Source organism: Arthrobacter sp. Y3225116 (assembly GCF_059091245.1).
On sequence record NZ_JBNHGL010000288.1, the window covers coordinates 1 to 3,164 of the forward strand.

3 protein-coding genes are annotated in these 3,164 nt (G+C 69.8%); all 3 read left to right on the top strand.

What is annotated here, in order from left to right; translation table 11 throughout:
* A partial coding sequence (locus tag AC5RV2_RS16225; protein ID WP_494093189.1) for an MFS transporter occupies positions 1-669 on the top strand: 669 nt, incomplete at its 5' end.
* Positions 670-1,005: 336 nt separating this feature from the next.
* Complete coding sequence (locus tag AC5RV2_RS16230; protein WP_494093190.1) at positions 1,006-1,821, top strand: matrixin family metalloprotease; 816 nt, start codon at positions 1,006-1,008, stop codon at positions 1,819-1,821.
* A gap of 84 nt (positions 1,822-1,905) precedes the next feature.
* On the top strand, positions 1,906-3,123 hold the full coding sequence (locus tag AC5RV2_RS16235) for an MFS transporter (RefSeq protein WP_494093191.1): 1,218 nt from the start codon (positions 1,906-1,908) through the stop codon (positions 3,121-3,123).
* Positions 3,124-3,164: the final 41 nt, after the last annotated feature.

Here is a 3,164-nt window from a genome sequence, read left to right on the forward strand (position 1 = left end):
GGCGGCGCGTCCGGTGAACCGCCCGCCAACACCGCCGCAGCCAGACCCGCTGGCACCGATGGATCCGGGACAGCTGCGGTGCCGCGCCCAAAGACCGGCGGCGGGCGCCGCAACAGGTGGATCATCGGGTTGCTGACCTTGGCCTTCTGCGGCCAGTCGGCCGCCTACTACGGAACCACCACCTGGCTGCCCCTGCTGCTGTCCGAAGTCCGGGGCATGTCCATTACTGCCTCCGGAGCCACGGCCTCTCTCTTCCAGGTGGCCGCCATTGTCGGCGCTTTCGGGGTGCCGCTCGTGGCAGCACGAGCCCGGCTCTGGGTGCCGACGGCAGGCATCGCCATCTTGTGGATGACACTCCCCCTCGGCCTGCTCCTGGCACCCGACGCCTATATTTTCTGGTCCATCACGGGCGGGATAGCCCAGGGCGGCGGGTTCACGGCCATCTTTTCGATCATCCCGCGCGTGGCCCGCAACGACAACGAGGCCGCCTCCGCCTCCGCCCGGATCCAGACGGGCGGATACCTTGCCGCGACCTGCGCTCCGCCGGTGGCCGGATGGCTGAACACGGTAACCGGCGGCTGGACCGCTCCGCTGCTTCTTGTCCTCGCGTGCACGGTGGCGTTCGCCGCGGGCGGCCTGCTGGCTGTCCGGGCGTCCGAGCGGCAGTAGGCCGCGGGAAGATTCGCGCCGACGGCCGCATGCAGGTGCCAAGACGCTGGTGGATGCCCCTGATGAATCGTATAATTCTGCTGCTGTCGTCGTTCGGCGAGGCCGAATTGGGGTAGTTGGGGGAAGCAGATGCAGCACCGGGCAGAGGGACTGGCGAGGGACCCGTCCCCCGGCGCGAAAACCCCGTTGAAGCAGCCGGATGTTAAGCGGTCACCCAGCGGGCGAATCCCGCAGTGGGCGATGGACGAGGCACTGGGAACCCCTTCCCCGCCCCGGCCCGCCGAGGGGCGCGCTGCCGGCAGGCCGTCGCTTGCGGCAAAGTCCCGCCCGCGTTCCGTGCAGCGGGGTACCTCCCCGCGCGGCGCCAGCCGCCTGTCGACCGGGCTGGCTCTCGCCTTCGTCATCGCCCTGTGCTTCGCCCCGGGCGTGTTCAGCCGGCACGTCATGCCGGCGGTTGCCCCCTACCTTCCCGGTGCAGACATCCCGCCCCGCGGCGTCGAGGCCGCCGACAGTCCCCTGGGCCAGCCGCCCGCCGTCGCTGAGTCGGACGCCTACGAGTTGTACACGGCACCGCCGGACTCCTCGCAGCCCTTCCTCGCCTATGACCCCTGCCGCCCCATCCACTACGTGGTCCGCCCGGACAATGCGCCGCCGGGGTCCCACACGCTCATCCAAGAAGCCATCGCCGAGGTCTCCGCGGCCAGCGGACTGCAGTTTATTTACGACGGCCCCACTGACGAGGCGTTCGCCGAGGAAGGCCGCGAACGCTTCCAACCGGAGCGGTACGGCAAGCGGTGGGCGCCGGTGCTGATCACGTGGTCGGATCCCGACGAAGTGTCCCGACTGGACGGAGATATAGCCGGCCTTGGCGGCAGCTCCTCGGTCGGCGCTCGGGGAACCCCGCACGTCCTCGTGGCCGGCCAGGTCACCTTGGATGCGCCGGCGCTCCGGAACGTCCTCACGTATCCCGACGGGCGGGAGCTTGTGCGCGCCGTCATCATCCACGAGCTCGGCCATGTGCTGGGGCTGGCGCACGTGGATGATCCGGAGCAACTGATGTATGCCGGGGCGAACGACGTGACGTCATTGGCCGACGGCGACCGGGCGGGCCTGGCGCTGCTGGGCACCGGGCCGTGCGTGCCGGAAGTATAGGCCGGCGGCATAATCAGGACTGCTGGTCTATCCGGAACGCTGGGACAACGAGGACCGGCCCAGGCAGGCTAGGAGGCCGTCCGCATGCAGGAGAAGCTGTGGAGCAGGAACTTCGTGCTGGCCATCGGCGCGAATCTGTTCATCTACATCGTGTTCTACCTGCTGATGACGTCCATGGCGCTCTACGCGGCCCAGCGGTTCCTGGCATCCGACGCCGGGGCCGGCTTTGCGTCCAGCGCCTTCATTCTGGGGGCGCTCGTCTCGCGGTTCTTTGCCGGGCCGCTGATCGACAACGTGGGCCGCCGGCGGATGCTGCTGATCAGCCTGGCCGCCTTCGTCGCGGCTTCCCTCTTGTACATTCCGGCGGACTCCCTCGCCTCGTTGGTGGTCCTGCGGCTGGCCCACGGTGTGGCTTTCGGCCTCGCCAACACCGCCGTCACGGCCGGTGCGCAGGCGCTGATTCCGCCCGCCCGCCGCAGTGAAGGCACCGGCTACTTCGCCGTTTCCACCACGCTGGCAACCGCCCTCGGGCCGCTGCTGGCGGTGGTGCTGGTTGTTGACGGCAGTTACGAGGGAGCGTTCCTCTTCTGTGCGGCCTGTTCCGTCGCGGCTTTGGCGGTGACCCTGATCCTGAGACTGCCGGAAGCGGCAGCGGCGCCGGCCGCCGTCGTCAATCAGCGCGGTCCGGGCGGCGAGCCGGAAAGGGAGCGCCGGACGCCCGCCGTCCTGCTCGGAAAGGTGTTCGCGCCCGAGGTCCTGCCGATCACCACGGTGCTGCTGGTCAGCGGGCTGGCCTTTTCCGGCATCCTCTCGTTCCTAACCTCGTATGCGGAGGCGGCGGGCGCGGCCGATGCGGCGGCGCTGTTCTTTATGGTGTTTGCCGCCGCGGTGCTGGTGTCGCGGCTGACCGCCGGCAGGGTCCAGGACCGCCGCGGCGACAACGTGGTGCTGTATCCCGCGCTGGCGCTGTTCGCCGCCGGCCTGGCGCTGCTGGCGCTCGGGCCGGACACCTGGATAGTCGTCGTGTCCGCGGTGTTGAGCGGCCTCGGGTTCGGGACCCTGCTGCCCGGAACGCAGGCCATTACTGTCCGGCTGGTTGCGGAACGGAGGTTCGGCACCGCCCTGGCCACCTACTACCTGATGCTGGACATCGGCACCGGCTTCGGCCCGGTGCTGCTGGGCCTGCTGGTGCCGCTGACCGGCTTCGACGGCATGTACGGCTGGCTTGGCCTGCTCATGCTCGCCTGCATCCTGCTGTACTACCTGGTGCACGGCAGGACGGCCAGCCGGGCGGCCGCCTGAGCCGGGGGCCCGGCTGCACGGCAGGACGTCCAGCCGGGCGT

Bases quoted from the DNA above. Each gene is read 5' to 3' on its own strand.
- AC5RV2_RS16235 (WP_494093191.1), top strand. From the start codon at position 1,906: ATGCAGGAGAAGCTGTGGAGCAGGAACTTCGTGCTGGCCATCGGCGCG.